This is a genomic window from Phocaeicola fibrisolvens (assembly GCF_025567125.1).
GTDB lineage: Bacteria > Bacteroidota > Bacteroidia > Bacteroidales > Bacteroidaceae > Phocaeicola > Phocaeicola fibrisolvens.
Genome location: NZ_JAOQJI010000042.1, coordinates 1 through 15,957, shown reverse-complemented (window position 1 = coordinate 15,957; position 15,957 = coordinate 1). Strand labels below are relative to the sequence as shown.

The following is a 15,957-nucleotide window of genomic DNA, read 5'->3' as shown; positions in this document are numbered from 1 at the left end:
GGAATCATGAGAAAGGAAGATAAAGGCGTAATTATTGGTCAGTTGGCTGATACCGTAAAGCAATACGGACATTTTTACTTGGTAGACACAACTGCAATGGATGCAGCTGCTACTAGCGATCTTCGTAAGAAATGTTTCAAGGCTGGTATCAAACTGATGGTTGTGAAGAATTCTTTGCTTCACAAAGCTTTGATGAGCTTGGATGTAGACTACTCACCCTTGTTTGATTCTTTGAAGGGTACTACTTCAGTAATGTTTTGCGAAACAGCTAATGTGCCGGCAAAACTGTTGAAGGAATATAAGGACAGTGTTCCGACCCTGAAAGCTGCTTATGCAGAAGAAGGATTCTATGTGGGTGCAGATCAGTTGGAAGCTCTCGCAACAATCAAGAGCAAGAACGAAGTCATTGCAGACATTGTGGCTTTGCTACAGTCTCCTGCAAAGAACGTTATCTCAGCTCTTCAATCAGGTGGCAACACCATTCACGGTGTTCTTCAGACTTTGGCAGAACGTGCAGAATAATGTCACGTTGCGCATAAGTCAAGAAACCAAAACAACTTTAATATTTAAATAGTACAAACAATTAAATTTCATACAAAAATGGCAGATTTGAAAGCTTTTGCAGAACAATTAGTTAACTTGACAGTAAAAGAAGTTAATGAACTTGCAACTATCCTTAAAGAAGAATATGGTATTGAACCTGCTGCTGCAGCTGTAGCTGTTGCTGCTGGTCCTGCTGCTGCTGGTGCAGCTGCTGCTGAAGAAAAAACTTCATTCGATGTAGTTTTGAAGAGCGCAGGTGCTGCTAAATTGCAGGTTGTTAAGGCAGTGAAAGAAGCTTGTGGTCTTGGCTTGAAAGAAGCAAAAGACTTGGTTGACGGTGCTCCTAGCACAGTAAAAGAAGGTTTGGCTAAAGACGAAGCTGAATCTTTGAAGAAAACTTTGGAAGAAGCTGGAGCTGAAGTTGAACTTAAATAAGATTATCCTGTAAATCAGGTAGTTCGGTTAAGAGTCCTCTGTAAAGAGGATTCTTAACCTTTTTGCGTCTATATTAAGTTCACTAGGTTTCAATTGTCGGAACTGTGAGAGTTCCCCGACTGTAATTATCCTAGTTTTTACATTTTAAACTCCATACAGATGTCTTCAGAAACTCAAAATCAACGAATTAATTTTGCTTCTATCAAGAATCCGATGCAGTATCCGGATTTTCTGGAAGTACAGTTGAAGTCATTTCAGGACTTCTTACAATTAGATACCCCACCCGAAAAGCGAAAGAACGACGGCTTGTATAAGGTATTTGCGGAAAATTTCCCGATTGCAGATACACGTAACAACTTCGTGCTCGAGTTCCTTGACTACTATATCGATCCGCCTCACTATACCATCGACGACTGTCTGGAACGTGGATTGACTTATAGTGTTCCCTTGAAAGCCAAACTGAAGCTTTATTGTACTGACCCCGATCACGAAGATTTTGATACAGTGATTCAGGATGTGTATTTGGGTCCTATCCCTTATATGACTCCGAAAGGTACTTTCGTCATTAACGGTGCAGAGCGTGTAGTAGTGTCTCAGCTCCATCGTTCACCGGGTGTATTCTTTGGACAAAGCATCCATGCGAATGGAACAAAACTGTATTCTGCCCGAATCATCCCATTCAAAGGATCTTGGATTGAGTTCGCTACGGATATCAACAATGTGATGTATGCGTATATCGATCGTAAGAAAAAGCTTCCGGTAACTACGTTGTTGAGAGCTGTAGGATTTGAAAATGATAAGGACATCCTTGAAATTTTCAATTTGGCTGAGGATGTAAAGGTCAATAAGACGAACCTGAAGAAAATCATCGGACGTAAACTGGCTGCCCGTGTATTGAAGACATGGACAGAGGATTTTGTAGATGAAGATACTGGTGAAGTAGTTTCTATTGAACGTAACGAGGTAGTTATCGACCGTGAAACGGTTATTGAACCGGAACACATTGACTTGATTCTTGAATCAGGTGTACAGAATATCCTCGTTCACAATGAAGAGGCTAATGCTTCTGACTATTCAATTATTTTCAACACTTTGCAGAAAGACCCAAGTAACTCAGAAAAAGAAGCAGTGTTGTACATCTATCGTCAGTTGCGTAATGCAGATCCTGCAGATGATGCAAGCGCGCGTGAGGTAATCAACAATCTGTTCTTCTCTGAAAAACGTTACGACTTGGGTGATGTGGGTCGTTACCGGATCAACAAGAAGTTGAACCTGGATACTCCGATGGATGTCAGAGTGTTGACAAAACAAGATATTATCGAGATTATCAAATATCTCATTGAGTTGATTAACTCAAAGGCAGACGTGGATGATATTGACCACTTGAGCAACCGTCGTGTTCGTACGGTAGGTGAGCAGTTGTCAAATCAGTTCGCTATTGGTCTGGCTCGTATGTCTCGTACGATTCGTGAACGTATGAATGTACGTGACAACGAAGTGTTCACTCCGATTGACTTGATCAATGCGAAGACAATTTCGTCTGTCATCAACTCATTCTTCGGTACCAACGCCTTGTCACAGTTCATGGACCAGACGAACCCGCTGGCTGAAATTACACACAAACGCCGTTTGTCTGCCCTGGGTCCTGGTGGTTTGTCACGTGATCGTGCCGGTTTCGAGGTGCGAGACGTACACTACACTCACTATGGTCGTCTGTGTCCGATTGAAACTCCTGAAGGTCCGAACATCGGTTTGATTTCTTCTTTGTGTGTCTATGCAAAGATCAATGAACTGGGATTCATTGTGACTCCTTACCGTAAGGTGCAGAACGGAGTGGTAGATTTGTCAAATGAAGGTATTGAATATCTTTCTGCAGAGGAAGAAGAAGATAAGATTATTGCACAGGGTAATGCGCCGTTGAATGATGACGGTACATTCATCCGTGATAAAGTAAAAGCTCGCCGCGACGCCGATTATCCGGTAGTTACACCTGATCAGGTAGAGTTGATGGACGTAGCTCCTCAGCAGATTGCTTCTATCGCCGCTTCTTTGATTCCGTTCTTGGAACACGATGACGCGAACCGTGCATTGATGGGTTCTAACATGATGCGCCAGGCAGTTCCTTTGTTGAAGACAGAAGCTCCGATTGTTGGTACAGGTATTGAAAAACAGTTGTGTGAAGATTCACGTACGCAGATTGCCGCAGAAGGTGACGGTGTGGTTGACTTCGTAGATGCAACGACTATTCGTATTCTGTATGACCGTACGGAAGATGAAGAATTCGTAAGCTTCGAACCTGCATTGAAGGAATATCGTATTCCGAAATTCCGCAAGACCAACCAGAGCATGACCATCGATTTGCGTCCGATTTGTAACAAGGGACAGCGCGTGAAGAAGGGAGATATCCTGACTGAAGGTTACTCTACTGCCAACGGTGAATTGGCTTTGGGTAAGAACTTGCTGGTGGCTTACATGCCGTGGAAGGGTTACAATTACGAGGATGCCATCGTATTGAACGAACGTGTGGTACGTGAGGATATCCTGACTTCTGTACATGTGGATGAATATATCCTGGAAGTACGTGAAACTAAACGTGGTATGGAAGAACTGACTTCTGATATTCCGAATGTCAGTGAAGAAGCTACCAAGGATTTGGATGAAAACGGTATCGTACGTGTTGGTGCTCGTATCGAACCGGGTGACATCCTGATTGGTAAGATTACTCCGAAGGGTGAATCAGATCCTTCTCCGGAAGAAAAACTGTTGCGCGCCATCTTTGGTGACAAGGCTGGTGACGTGAAGGATGCTTCTCTGAAGGCTTCTCCATCACTGCGTGGTGTAGTTATCGGTAAGAAATTGTATTCACGTGTGATTAAGACACGTAGTGAAAAGAATGCAGACAAGGCAATCTTGCCGAAACTGAATGAAGAATTTGAAGAAAAAGCTGCGGCTCTAAAGGCAATCCTGATTGACAAGTTGTTGGTTTTGACAGCTGACAAGGTTTCTCAGGGCGTAAAAGATTATCTGGGAACAGAAGTCATTGCCAAGGGAGCCAAGTTTACTAAATATGATTTGGAGTCATTGGATTACACTATCATCCAGTTGAGTAAATGGACTGCAGATGCTCACAAGAATGATATGATCCGTGACCTTATCATGAATTATTTGAAGAAATACAAGGAGCTGGATGCTGAACTGAAGCGTAAGAAGTTTGCATTGACAATCGGTGACGAACTGCCTTCAGGTATTATTCAGATGGCTAAAGTTTACATTGCCAAGAAGCGTAAGATTGGTGTCGGTGATAAGATGGCTGGTCGTCACGGTAACAAGGGTATCGTTTCACGCGTAGTACGTCAGGAAGACATGCCGTTCTTGGCTGATGGTACTCCGGTAGATATCGTATTGAATCCGTTGGGTGTGCCTTCTCGTATGAACATCGGTCAGATTTTTGAAGCTGTATTGGGACGTGCCGGAAAAGAATTGGGCGTGAAGTTTGCTACTCCGATTTTTGATGGTGCTACATTGGACGATTTGGATAAATGGACTGACAAAGCCGGATTGCCACGTTATTGCAAGACTTATTTGTATGATGGTGGTACAGGTGAACAGTTCGACCAGCCTGCAACTGTCGGTGTGACTTACATGTTGAAATTGGGTCACATGGTTGAAGACAAGATGCATGCTCGTTCTATCGGTCCGTACTCTCTGATTACTCAGCAGCCACTTGGTGGTAAGGCACAGTTCGGTGGTCAGCGTTTCGGAGAAATGGAGGTTTGGGCTATCGAAGCCTTCGGTGCAGCTCATGTGCTTCAGGAAATTTTGACAATCAAGTCAGATGACGTGGTTGGACGTTCTAAAGCATACGAAGCAATTGTGAAGGGTGAACCGATGCCTACGCCGGGTATTCCTGAATCTCTCAACGTATTGTTACACGAACTTAGAGGTTTGTGCTTGAGCATTACGCTGGAATAACTTTTTCAACTGAAGAATGGGGTATCGACTCCCATTCTTCCTGATTAAATTCTTCATTATCATAAAATAGAAAGTATGGCTTTTAGAAAAGATACTAAGATAAAAAGTAATTTCTCAAAGATTACGATCGGTCTTGCATCACCCGAAGAGATTCTGGAAAATTCTTATGGTGAGGTATTGAAACCGGAAACCATCAACTACCGTACTTATAAACCGGAACGTGACGGTTTGTTCTGTGAACGTATCTTCGGTCCGGTTAAGGACTATGAGTGCCATTGTGGTAAGTACAAACGTATTCGCTACAAAGGTATTGTCTGCGACCGATGCGGTGTGGAAGTAACGGAAAAGAAAGTACGTCGTGAACGTAGCGGACATATCCAATTGGTAGTGCCGGTGGCTCACATCTGGTATTTCCGTTCTTTACCGAACAAGATTGGTTATCTGTTGGGCTTGCCGACCAAGAAACTGGATGCAATTATTTACTACGAACGCTACGTCGTTATCCAGCCGGGTGTGAAGGCTGAAGACGGAGTGAGCAAATACGACTTGTTGTCTGAAGAAGAATATTTGGATATCATGGATACACTTCCAAAGGACAACCAGTATTTGGAAGACAGCGACCCGAACAAGTTCATTGCCAAGATGGGTGCGGAAGCTATCTACGACTTGTTGGTAGGACTGGACTTGGATGCATTGTCATACGAATTGCGTCACAAGGCAAACAGCGATTCTTCTCAGCAGCGTAAGAACGAGGCTTTGAAACGTTTGCAGGTAGTGGAATCTTTCCGTGCTTCACGTGGTCGCAACAAACCGGAATGGATGATTGTACGTATCGTGCCGGTTATCCCGCCCGAACTTCGTCCGTTGGTTCCGCTGGATGGTGGACGTTTCGCCACTTCCGACTTGAACGATTTGTATCGTCGTGTGATTATCCGTAACAACCGTTTGAAACGACTGATTGAAATCAAGGCTCCGGAAGTAATCTTGCGTAATGAAAAACGTATGCTTCAGGAAGCTGTCGATTCATTGTTCGATAACTCTCGTAAGTCGAGTGCAGTGAAGACCGATGCCAACCGTCCGTTGAAATCTTTGTCAGACAGCTTGAAAGGTAAGCAAGGACGTTTCCGTCAGAACTTGTTGGGTAAACGTGTCGACTATTCAGCCCGTTCCGTAATCGTCGTAGGTCCGGAACTGAAGATGGGTGAATGCGGTATTCCGAAACTGATGGCTGCCGAATTGTACAAGCCGTTCATCATCCGCAAGCTGATTGAACGTGGTATCGTGAAGACCGTAAAATCTGCAAAGAAGATTGTAGACCGTAAGGAATCCGTTATCTGGGATATTCTGGAACATGTAATGAAAGGTCATCCGGTATTGTTGAACCGTGCCCCGACATTGCACCGTCTGGGTATTCAGGCCTTCCAGCCGAAGATGATCGAAGGAAAAGCTATCCAGTTGCACCCGTTGGCTTGTACCGCGTTCAACGCCGACTTCGATGGTGACCAGATGGCCGTACACTTGCCGCTGAGCAATGAGGCTGTATTGGAAGCTCAGATGCTGATGTTGCAGTCACACAATATTCTGAACCCGGCTAACGGTGCGCCTATCACCGTGCCTGCACAGGATATGGTTCTGGGATTGTATTACATTACCAAACTGCGTAAGGGTGCCAAGGGTGAAGGTTTGATTTTCTACGGACCGGAAGAGGCTATGATTGCTTACAACGAAGGAAAAGTGGATATTCACGCCATCATCAGTGTGGTTGCCAATGACTTGGATGAGAACGGCAACATCGTAAAGAAGATGATCAAGGAAACCTCTGTAGGTCGTGTGATTGTCAACGAACTGGTTCCAGATGAATGTGGTTATTTGAATACCATTATTTCCAAGAAGTCTTTGCGCGACATCATCAGCAACGTAATCAAGGCTGTGGGTGTGGCTCGTGCTTGCGAATTCCTGGATGGAATCAAGAACTTGGGTTACAAGAAAGCATTCGAAGGTGGTCTGTCATTCAACTTGGGCGATATCATTATCCCGAAGGAGAAAGAGGAACTGGTAAAACGTGGTAACGAAGAAATCGAACAGATCATGATGAACTATAACATGGGATTCATCACCGATAATGAACGTTACAACCAGGTAATTGATACTTGGACACACGTAAACAGTGACTTGTCAGACATTCTATATAAAACAATTAAGAACGACGACCAGGGATTCAACTCTGTATTCATGATGCTGGATTCCGGAGCCCGTGGTTCTAAGGAACAGATTCGTCAGTTGTCTGGTATGCGTGGTTTGATGGCCAAGCCGCAGAAAGCCGGTGCCGAAGGTGCTCAGATTATTGAAAACCCGATTCTTTCTAACTTTAAGGAAGGTCTTTCGGTGTTGGAGTACTTTATCTCAACCCACGGTGCTCGTAAGGGTCTTGCCGATACCGCGTTGAAGACAGCCGATGCAGGATACCTGACTCGTCGTTTGGTAGACGTTTCTCATGACGTCATCATCAACGAAGAAGATTGTGGTACATTGCGTGGTTTGGTTTGTACCGCGTTGAAGAACAACGATGAAGTAATCGCTACGTTGTACGAGCGTATCTTGGGCCGTGTATCCGTACACGATATCATCCACCCGACTACTGGCAAGCTGATTGTAGCTGCCGGTGAAGAAATCACGGAGGACATTGCTGAAGAAATCGAAAACTCTCCGATTGAAAGCGTAGAAATCCGTTCCGTATTGACTTGTGAGTCTAAGAAGGGTGTATGTGCGAAATGTTACGGACGTAACTTGGCTACCAGCCGTATGGTTCAGAAAGGTGAGGCTGTCGGCGTAATCGCTGCACAGTCAATCGGTGAACCGGGTACTCAGTTGACTCTGCGTACATTCCACGCCGGAGGTATCGCCGGTAACATGGCAGCCAATGCAAGTATCGTAGCAAAGAACGATGCACGTCTGGAATTCGAAGAATTGCGTACAGTAGATGCTGTAGAAGAAACTGGTGAACCAGTGAAGATTGTCGTAGGCCGTTTGGCAGAAGTGCGTTTCGTGGATGTCAATACCGGCATCATACTGTCTACACACAACGTACCTTACGGTTCTAAGTTGTATGCTTCAGACGGTGAAGTCGTAGAAAAGGGCAAGCTGATTGCGAAGTGGGACCCGTTCAACGCCGTTATCGTAACAGAAGCTGCCGGTAAGATTGACTTTGAATCAGTGATTGAAAATGTGACTTACAAGGTAGAATCTGATGAGGCTACAGGCTTGCGTGAAATCATCATTACAGAGTCTAAGGATAAGACTAAGATTCCGTCATTACATATTTTGGATGAAAATGGTGGAATCATCCGTACATACAACTTGCCGGTAGGTGGTCACGTAGTGGTCGAAGATAAACAGACCGTGAAGTCGGGTGATATTTTGGTGAAGATTCCGCGTGCCGTTGGTAAAGCAGGTGATATCACCGGTGGTCTTCCGCGAGTAACTGAGCTGTTCGAAGCCCGTAACCCGTCTAACCCTGCAGTCGTATCTGAAATCGACGGTGAGGTAACAATGGGTAAGATCAAACGTGGTAACCGTGAAATCATCGTGACTTCCAAGACAGGCGATGTACGTAAGTACTTGGTTGCATTGTCCAAGCAGATTCTGGTTCAGGAAAACGACTACGTACGTGCCGGAACCCCGTTGTCGGATGGTGCCATCACTCCTGCCGATATCCTGGCCATCAAAGGTCCTACAGCCGTTCAGGAATATATCGTAAATGAAATTCAGGACGTGTACCGTCTGCAGGGTGTGAAGATCAACGATAAGCACTTCGAAATCATCGTTCGTCAGATGATGCGTAAGGTACAGATTGACGAGCCGGGTGATACCCGCTTCCTGGAACAGCAGGTAGTTGACCGCATTGAATTCAATGAAGAAAACGACCGTATCTGGGGCAAGAAAGTGGTAGTAGATGCTGGTGACTCTCAGAACCTGCAACCGGGACAGATTGTCACAGCCCGCAAGCTCCGCGATGAAAACAGTATGTTGAAGCGTCGTGACCTGAAGCTGGTGGAAGTACGTGATGCAGTGCCTGCTACTTCTACTCAGATTCTGCAGGGTATCACACGTGCCGCATTGCAGACTTCAAGCTTCATGTCGGCTGCTTCCTTCCAGGAAACAACGAAGGTATTGAACGAAGCTGCTATCAACGGTAAGGTGGACAAGCTGGAAGGTATGAAGGAGAACGTAATTTGCGGTCACCTGATTCCGGCTGGTACTGGTCAGCGTGAGTTTGAAAAGATTGTGGTAGGTTCTAAAGAAGAATACGATCGCATCTTGGCCAACAAGAAGAACGTGTTGGACTATAGCGAAGTTGAATAACTCAACCGAATATAAAAAGAAAAGCCGTCTCGTTTGAGGCGGCTTTTTTTATGCTTGTCATGCTGCGTCAGCAGTTTCGTTTCCTTTTCCAGAAGAGCCGGATAAAACGCCCTCCGGTGGCAATGAGTGCCAGAGAGAGTCCGGTATAGAATACGGCGATGAAACTTTCCGGCAACAAATGTGCCTTGCGGATGGTGACGCCCATCCCAATCATGAATGCCATGACAATCCACCCCTTCACATCAAAGAAAGAGAAGGGACAATGCCTTTCCCGCTTTCCCGAAGTGATACGCTGCGTATGCTTGCGGTAGAGCTTGTGGAAAACCATGCAGAAGAACAGTAGGAACACCAGACTGGCCTCACAGACCTTCAGGAGCCAGTAGTGCGTATCCGTAATCCAGCAGGAGACGCCAATTTGCAGAATATTGAGGCCCGCCACCAGCCACACCACGCCAGCCGTCAGCAACAGGGTATTGGAAGAAACTCCGTACTTCATCTTAGCTTAGAACCATTTGATTTTCCGGAAAATGACGAATGCGGCTGCCGACAAGAGAATCGAGAAGCAGACAATCAGGGCAAACGCATGGGGCAAGCCTTCGATGTGAATATCCACGTTCATACCGTAGAAACTGGCAATCAGCGTAGGCACCATCAGGATGATGGAGAGACTGGTCATGCGTTTCATGATGGTGTTCACGTTGTTGGAGATAATGGACGCGAAGGCATCCATCGTACCCGTAAGGATGTCACTGTAGATGTTCACCTGGTTGTGAGCCTGTTTCAGTTCGATGAGCACGTCATCGGTCAGTTCCGCGTTCTGGTAATCCTGTTCATTGAAAATGTTCTGCAGCTTGCCTATCATGACCTCATTGCCACGGATGGACGTGTTGAAGTACACCAGACTCTTCTGCAGGTTCATCAACCGGAGCAAGTCCTCGTTACGGATACTCCGCTCCAGTTCCTTTTCCGCACAGTTCACCTCATTGTTAATCTGTTTCAGGTATTTCAGGAACCACACGGCCGAAGAGTAAATAAGCCGCAGAATCAGTTCGTATTTGTTGGGCACGTTGATGCCCTTGCGCTGCGTATGTTCAATGAAGTCGGGCAGCATCTCCGTAGAGTAGTAGCACACCGAAATCACCAGTTCATTGTTCGTGATGATGCCGATGGGCACCGTGACATACGGCACCTTCGAATCGGGCGTCTGCATGGGGATACGCAAGATGGTCAGCAGCCAGTTGCCTTCCGTATCCGTACGCGGCCTTTCGTCCGTATCGGCGATATCGTTCAAGAAAGATCGGGGAACTTTCAATTCATCTTGCAGGAAGCGGAAATCCGACTCATCGGGACACTCCACATTAATCCAGCAGTTGGGCTGCCAGTTCGTTTTTTCTACGAAACCTGCTTCACAAAAAAGATACTTTCTCATGTTTCTGCTCCTTTCCTTCGTTTTAAGCCCGGAGGAGCATCTTCAGAGTAAGGTACAATCTACTCACGGCACTCCTTCAGGAAGTGGTTAAAATAATGATAATACGTTCGCGAGTAAGAATCGTCCATATCGTTTCGTTTTAGGGTATAAAAAAAGTTCGTTTTTAGCAAACGAACTCTCAAGCTCTTCAGGTTGGACTTGAACCAACGACCCTCTGATTAACAGTCAGATGCTCTAACCGACTGAGCTACTGAAGAAAGTTTAAACATGTTTTCCTAAAAAGGAGCTCTTCAGGTTGGACTTGAACCAACGACCCTCTGATTAACAGTCAGATGCTCTAACCGACTGAGCTACTGAAGAAGGTTCAAACATGTTTTTTCAAAAAAGGAGCTCTTCAGGTTGGACTTGAACCAACGACCCTCTGATTAACAGTCAGATGCTCTAACCGACTGAGCTACTGAAGAAGGTTTTTTCCTTAATTGCGCTGCAAAGGTAGTAGGATATTTTGAATTATGCAATATCTTTGCAAAAAAAATAAAGCAAAATGGATAAAATATTAGGAATGGGCAATGCATTGGTAGATGTATTGGTGAAAATTGATGACGATTCTTTATTGGAGAAGTTGCATCTGCCCAAAGGAAGCATGCAGTTGATACAGGAAGATACGCTGGCCGAGATACGTAAATCCACTGCCGGCATGAAGATACACCGGGCCACGGGCGGTTCGGCCAGCAACACGGTAAGTGCCTTGGCTGCCCTGGGGGCCACTCCCGGATTTATCGGGAAAATCGGAAAGGACGAGACCGGGCAGTTCTTCGACGACACTCTCCGGCAGCGGGGAGTGAAAACCGCGCTGAAAACCTGTGACCTGCCTTCCGGCATTGCCTCCACGTTCATCTCGCCCGACGGAGAACGCACGTTCGGCACCTGTCTGGGAGCGGCTGCCACCTTGCATGCCGACGACCTGTCGCGCGATATGTTTACCGGTTATGATTATCTCTATATCGAAGGCTATCTGCTGCAAGACCACGACCTGATGCTGCGGGCCATGCAGCTGGCTAAGGAAGAAGGTCTTCAGGTATGTCTCGACATGGCCAGCTACAATGTGGTGGAAGCCGAGCGCGATTTCTTCGACCATCTGATTGTGAAATACGTAGACATCGTGTTTGCCAATGAGAGCGAGGCACGGGCCTATACAGGCAAGGAACCCCACGAAGCCTTGGAAGAAATCGCCTCCAAGTGCAGCATTGCCGTGGTGAAGACCGGAAAAGAAGGCTCTCTCGTGAAGAAAGGTACCGAAGTCATCCAGCTGCTGTCGTGTCCGATTGAGGGCGTGGTGGATACCACCGGAGCCGGCGATTTCTATGCCGCCGGTTTCATGTACGGCCTGACCTGCGGCTATTCGCTGGAAAAATGCGTGCAAATCAGTACCATCCTGGCCACGGCCGTGATTCAGGAGGTAGGCACCACCCTGCCCGGAAAGAAATGGGACGAAATTAAGTTAAATATTGACGCACTTCTGCAAGTCTGACCGGAATAATGTGTTTATTTGCAGGAAGAAATAAATTGAAAACAAACGACGTATGAATGCAAGAAAAATGCTGGCCGGAGCCTTCATTGTGATGCTGGGCATGGGGATGACCAGTTTCAAGGAAGACGACCGCAATTTTCAGATATCGAAAAATCTGGACATTTTCAACTCCATTTTCAAGGAACTGGACATGTTCTATGTCGATACCGTGAATGCCGAGAAAATGATTCAGACCGGGGTGGAAGGCATGCTTTCGCTGACCGACCCCTATACGGAATACTATCCTGAAGAAGAGGTGAGCAGCCTCAAGGAGATGACGACCGGGAAATACGGGGGCATCGGAGCAGCCATCCGCTACTATGAAGCCAAAGACCGCATCGCGGTGGTAGAGCCTACCGAGGGCATGCCGGCAGCTGAGGCTGGCGTGAAGGCGGGCGACATCATCCTCTCGGTGGGAGGGAAGGAGATGGTGCGCGGCAACATGAAGCCCCAGGAGTTTTCTTCAAAAGTGAGCGAAGCCCTGCGTGGAGAGCCGGGCACTTCGTTTGTGCTGAAAGTGCTGCGCCCGTTGAAGAACGACAGCACGGTGATGGAATTCAAGCTCACCCGTAAGAACATCCGTACCAATCCTGTGCCCTATTACGGCATGGTGAAAGACAGCATCGGCTATCTGGCCCTGTCCAGCTTCACCGAAAATTCTGCCAAGGACTTCAAGAAAGCCTTCATCGAACTGAAACAGAAAGGCGCCAAGTCGCTGATTATCGATCTGCGCGACAACGGAGGAGGTTCCTTGTCGGAAGCGGTAGACATCGTCAATCTTTACGTGCCGAAGGGACAGGAGATTGTGGTGACCAAAGGCAAGCTGCGTCAGGCGCAGGGTTCCTACAAGACCCAGAACGAGCCGGTCGACACCCAGATTCCGCTGGCCATCCTGGTGAACGGTTCCACGGCTTCTGCTTCTGAAATCGTGAGCGGTTCGTTGCAGGATTTGGACCGTGCGGTGATTATCGGTACGCGCACCTTCGGAAAAGGACTGGTACAGACCATCCGTCCGTTGCCCTACAACGGTACGCTGAAAGTGACTACCTCCAAATATTATATTCCCAGCGGACGTTGCATCCAGGCCATCGACTATGCCAAGAAGAACGCCGACGGTTCCGTAGCCCGTACGCCCGACAGTCTGACCACCGTATTCCACACTGCCGCCGGACGTGAGGTACGCGACGGGGGAGGTATCCGTCCCGACATCGAAGTGAAAGGCGACAAGATTCCGAACATCGTGTTCTATCTGATGAACGACGACCTGATTTTCGATTACGCCACTCAATATTGCTGGGATCATCCCACACTGGCTTCGGTAGACGAGTTCAAGTTGACCGATGCCGACTATGAAGCGTTCAAGAAACTGGTGAAGTCGCGTAATTTCACCTACGACCGCCAGAGCGAAAAGCTGTTGAAGAGCCTGAAGGAAGTGGCCGAGTTCGAGGGCTACATGACCGAAGCATCCGAAGAGTTCAAGGCCCTGGAGAAGAAACTCAACCACAACCTGGATCGCGATCTGGACTATTTCGCCAAACCGATTAAGGAATATCTTTCACAGGAAATCGTGACCCGCTATTTCTACCAGCGTGGAGCCGTGATGGAACGGTTGAAAGACGATACCGACTTGGAGAAAGCCATCGAAGTATTGCAGAATCCCGTCCGTTACCGGGAGATTCTTTCGGCACCGGTAAAGACAGACGAACCGGCCAAGAAGGAAGAACCGAAGAAATAAGGCCTTAGAAGGGCTTCTGGAGGGCCTTCAGACAAGGCCCGGAAAACGCTTCGACGTTTTATTTCAAACGCTTCGACGTTTGGAGTAAAACGCAAAGGCGTTTTAGTTGAAACGCTTCGGCGTTTTGGAGAAAACGTAAAGGCGTTTTAGTTGAAACGCTTCGGCGTTTTGAAAGCAATCGGATAAACTCAGTTATTGACCATAAGTATAAGCCCTGTACCTCTTTTGGTGACAATCTCTATATGAGGGTCTTCCGCAAACAGCTTTCTTAATTTGGTGATGAACACATCGAGGCTGCGTGAGGCAAAATAATCCTTGTCAGTATTCCAGAAACGGCCCAAAATGGTCTCTCTTGTTACCACATCACCTTTATTTTGCGCGAGCAACTGTAAAATCTGAGCTTCTCTTACGGTAAGATCCGTTTTATCGCCCGATTCGTGATTATAGAGTGTGGCATGTTCGGCATCCAGCGTATAATGGCCGAACTTGCACAATCCTTCTTCGTTGCGGGTCTTACTTCCTTCCTTCATTTTCAGGATGGCGTGCAGATGTGCATCCAGTTCATCGGGGATGAACGGTTTCTTCACGTAATTATTGACGCCGATATCATATCCTTTCCTGACATCCTTGGGAGAGGTAAGTGCGGAAGCGAAAAGAATGGGGGTATCCACGTCGGTTGCCCGTATGCGCCGCACCATTTCAAAGCCATCCATCACCGGCATATCAATGTCGGAGATGATGATGTCGGGGCGATGTGCCTTCCAGGCTTCCAATCCCTCTTCCCCATTACAAGCGGTAATCACCTCATATCCCCCGATGATGTCCTGGAGGCCGGACTGTACGATGTATGACAGATTCTTGTCGTCTTCTACCAATAACAGTTTTATCATTGTTTTTGCAATTATGAAACAAATGTATGGAAATATGTGGAATATACGGCATCTCAGAAACAGATTTTGTGTATATCGTCAGTCTTTACTTGTGAAACGCTTTGTCAGCCATTTTGCATCGGGTTCTTATCTTCAGCCAGCGGCAGATAGATTGTGAATTCCGTGAACTCACCTTCTATGCTGGATACAAATATTTTTCCGTGATGTGCTTCAACCACCTGATCAACGAAATTCAGTCCGAGTCCGAAACCGGAAGTACCTTTCCGGCGGTTACGCTTAACGGCTGATGCACGTTCATACTTTCGGAAAATAAGATGAATATCTTTATCGGATATCCCAAAACCATTGTCATGAACTTTAAGAACGGTATATCTGTCATCCCGCGCTGTGCTTATTCTTATCTCTACGCTCTCACCCGAATATTTTATGGAATTGTCTATGAGGTTACTTAGTACCTCTTCCAGATATTCAGCATCGGCATAGGCAGTTTCGGCTTTTATATCTGTAATGAAATTCACTGTCTTTTGCGATTTTGCCTTGAACTTCTCGGTCAGTTTCTCTATTATAGGAGTAAGCTCAACTTCTGTTCTGTTCATCTCCAGTTTATGGTTCTCCAGTTTGGATATGGTCAGCACTTTATTTGTAAGGGTAAGCAGGTGGTCTGCTTCGTTTTCGGCAATGTCGAAGTATTTGTCCTTCATTTCCTGCCTGTTGTCAAGCTTTCCGCTTCTGAGGAACTTCAGCGCCATGATGATGGATGTGAGCGGTGTTTTCATGTCGTGTATCATAGCGTATGAGAAGTCCTCGCGAATTTGGAAAATCTTCTCGAAGCGTGAAATGAATCTTACCTGATAGCTGATGCATACGATTACAATCAGCATGATGATGAATGTGCCGGCAAGCATCAGGCCCATACACTTGAAAATATAAATCATTGCTGTCCGGAGAAAATTCGCCAAAACAGCTATTATTAATTAATAATCAGTTAGTTACCAAGCTAATAAAATTTTTCGATTAGAAA

Annotated in this window: 9 protein-coding genes, 3 tRNA genes and 1 pseudogene; 6 read left to right on the top strand and 7 right to left on the bottom strand. The window is 46.4% G+C overall.

Annotated features, from left to right (window positions below; all coding sequences use genetic code 11):
* The first annotated feature begins 6 nt into the window (after positions 1–6).
* From rplJ to rpoC, 4 genes are all read left to right on the top strand, one after another.
* Entirely contained in the window at positions 7–522 is a 516-nt protein-coding gene (gene rplJ / locus OCV81_RS14140) for a 50S ribosomal protein L10 (RefSeq protein ID WP_022354976.1), read from the top strand.
* Positions 523–600: 78 nt separating this feature from the next.
* Positions 601–978 (top strand): 50S ribosomal protein L7/L12, encoded by a 378-nt coding sequence (gene rplL, locus OCV81_RS14135; protein WP_007564160.1) that lies wholly within the window; start codon positions 601–603, stop codon positions 976–978.
* A gap of 159 nt (positions 979–1,137) precedes the next feature.
* Positions 1,138–4,950, top strand: a complete 3,813-nt coding sequence (gene rpoB / locus OCV81_RS14130; protein WP_148330633.1) for a DNA-directed RNA polymerase subunit beta — start codon at positions 1,138–1,140, stop codon at positions 4,948–4,950.
* Positions 4,951–5,025: 75 nt separating this feature from the next.
* Positions 5,026–9,312 (top strand): DNA-directed RNA polymerase subunit beta', encoded by a 4,287-nt coding sequence (gene rpoC / locus OCV81_RS14125; RefSeq protein ID WP_148330632.1) that lies wholly within the window; start codon positions 5,026–5,028, stop codon positions 9,310–9,312.
* A 67-nt stretch (positions 9,313–9,379) separates the two neighbouring features.
* Here the strand turns inward: rpoC and OCV81_RS14120 are convergent, their stop codons facing one another.
* From OCV81_RS14120 to OCV81_RS14100, 5 genes are all read right to left on the bottom strand, one after another.
* Positions 9,380–9,808, bottom strand: coding sequence for a hypothetical protein (locus OCV81_RS14120; RefSeq protein ID WP_148330631.1), 429 nt, complete (start codon positions 9,806–9,808; stop codon positions 9,380–9,382).
* 6 nt (positions 9,809–9,814) lie between these two features.
* Positions 9,815–10,741, bottom strand: coding sequence for a magnesium transporter CorA family protein (locus tag OCV81_RS14115; RefSeq protein WP_022354972.1), 927 nt, complete (start codon positions 10,739–10,741; stop codon positions 9,815–9,817).
* Positions 10,742–10,924: 183 nt separating this feature from the next.
* Positions 10,925–10,998: transfer RNA gene (locus tag OCV81_RS14110), tRNA-Asn, on the bottom strand.
* A 29-nt stretch (positions 10,999–11,027) separates the two neighbouring features.
* Positions 11,028–11,101: transfer RNA gene (locus OCV81_RS14105), tRNA-Asn, on the bottom strand.
* Between the two features lie 30 nt (positions 11,102–11,131).
* A tRNA-Asn gene (locus tag OCV81_RS14100) sits at positions 11,132–11,205 on the bottom strand.
* Positions 11,206–11,285: 80 nt separating this feature from the next.
* Between OCV81_RS14100 and OCV81_RS14095 the strand changes: the two genes are divergently transcribed.
* On the top strand, positions 11,286–12,272 hold the full coding sequence (locus tag OCV81_RS14095) for an adenosine kinase (protein ID WP_148330630.1): 987 nt from the start codon (positions 11,286–11,288) through the stop codon (positions 12,270–12,272).
* 52 nt (positions 12,273–12,324) lie between these two features.
* Positions 12,325–14,046 (top strand): S41 family peptidase, encoded by a 1,722-nt coding sequence (locus OCV81_RS14090; RefSeq protein ID WP_210436318.1) that lies wholly within the window; start codon positions 12,325–12,327, stop codon positions 14,044–14,046.
* A gap of 188 nt (positions 14,047–14,234) precedes the next feature.
* On the opposite strand, the gene OCV81_RS14085 is transcribed toward OCV81_RS14090, so the two are convergent.
* Positions 14,235–14,936 carry a response regulator transcription factor gene (locus tag OCV81_RS14085; RefSeq protein WP_022354969.1) on the bottom strand — a complete coding sequence of 234 codons (702 nt, stop codon included), beginning with the start codon at positions 14,934–14,936 and terminating at the stop codon, positions 14,235–14,237.
* Positions 14,937–15,040: 104 nt separating this feature from the next.
* Positions 15,041–15,862: pseudogene (locus OCV81_RS14080) on the bottom strand (sensor histidine kinase); the annotation flags it as partial.
* Between the last annotated feature and the right edge of the window lie 95 nt (positions 15,863–15,957).

Coding starts and splice junctions, on each gene's coding strand:
- rplJ (WP_022354976.1), top strand. CDS start 7: ATGAGAAAGGAAGATAAAGGCGTAATTATTGGTCAGTTGGCTGATACC.
- rplL (WP_007564160.1), top strand. CDS start 601: ATGGCAGATTTGAAAGCTTTTGCAGAACAATTAGTTAACTTGACAGTA.
- rpoB (WP_148330633.1), top strand. CDS start 1,138: ATGTCTTCAGAAACTCAAAATCAACGAATTAATTTTGCTTCTATCAAG.
- rpoC (WP_148330632.1), top strand. CDS start 5,026: ATGGCTTTTAGAAAAGATACTAAGATAAAAAGTAATTTCTCAAAGATT.
- OCV81_RS14120 (WP_148330631.1), bottom strand. CDS start 9,808: ATGAAGTACGGAGTTTCTTCCAATACCCTGTTGCTGACGGCTGGCGTG.
- OCV81_RS14115 (WP_022354972.1), bottom strand. CDS start 10,741: ATGAGAAAGTATCTTTTTTGTGAAGCAGGTTTCGTAGAAAAAACGAAC.
- OCV81_RS14095 (WP_148330630.1), top strand. CDS start 11,286: ATGGATAAAATATTAGGAATGGGCAATGCATTGGTAGATGTATTGGTG.
- OCV81_RS14090 (WP_210436318.1), top strand. CDS start 12,325: ATGAATGCAAGAAAAATGCTGGCCGGAGCCTTCATTGTGATGCTGGGC.
- OCV81_RS14085 (WP_022354969.1), bottom strand. CDS start 14,936: ATGATAAAACTGTTATTGGTAGAAGACGACAAGAATCTGTCATACATC.